This window comes from Lactobacillus equicursoris DSM 19284 = JCM 14600 = CIP 110162 (assembly GCF_001434815.1).
Lineage (GTDB): Bacteria > Bacillota > Bacilli > Lactobacillales > Lactobacillaceae > Lactobacillus > Lactobacillus equicursoris.
This window is the reverse complement of sequence record NZ_AZDU01000151.1, coordinates 1-303: the sequence shown is the minus strand read 5'-3', so window position 1 is coordinate 303 and position 303 is coordinate 1. Positions and strand designations below refer to the sequence as shown.

General features: G+C 36.0%; 1 protein-coding gene. It reads left to right on the top strand.

Features of this window, described 5'->3' with window-relative positions; all coding sequences use genetic code 11:
• Positions 1-303, top strand: a 303-nt coding sequence (locus FC20_RS10465; protein ID WP_156402985.1) for a helix-turn-helix domain-containing protein, incomplete at both ends; no start/stop codon positions are given.

Genomic DNA, 303 nt, shown 5'->3' with positions numbered 1-303 from the left:
ATCTAAATACGCAGCATTCAAAAAATTAACACTGATCGAAGAATTTAAACGATCCGGAATATCAAAAGCGACCTTTTCTAGAGGGTATGACATTGATCGAAATACGTTTAACCACTGGTTAAATCGATATGAACGAGACGGTATTGATGGTTTACGAGAAGCACGTCATAATAACCATTATCCAAAAGCTCTAAAATTAGAAGCAGTAGTAACCTACCTATCTGGACGATACTCCTTAAACGAAGTTGCACTTAAATTTGGATTACGTTCTAAAAAGCAACTAAGAGACTGGGTTTCCAAGTA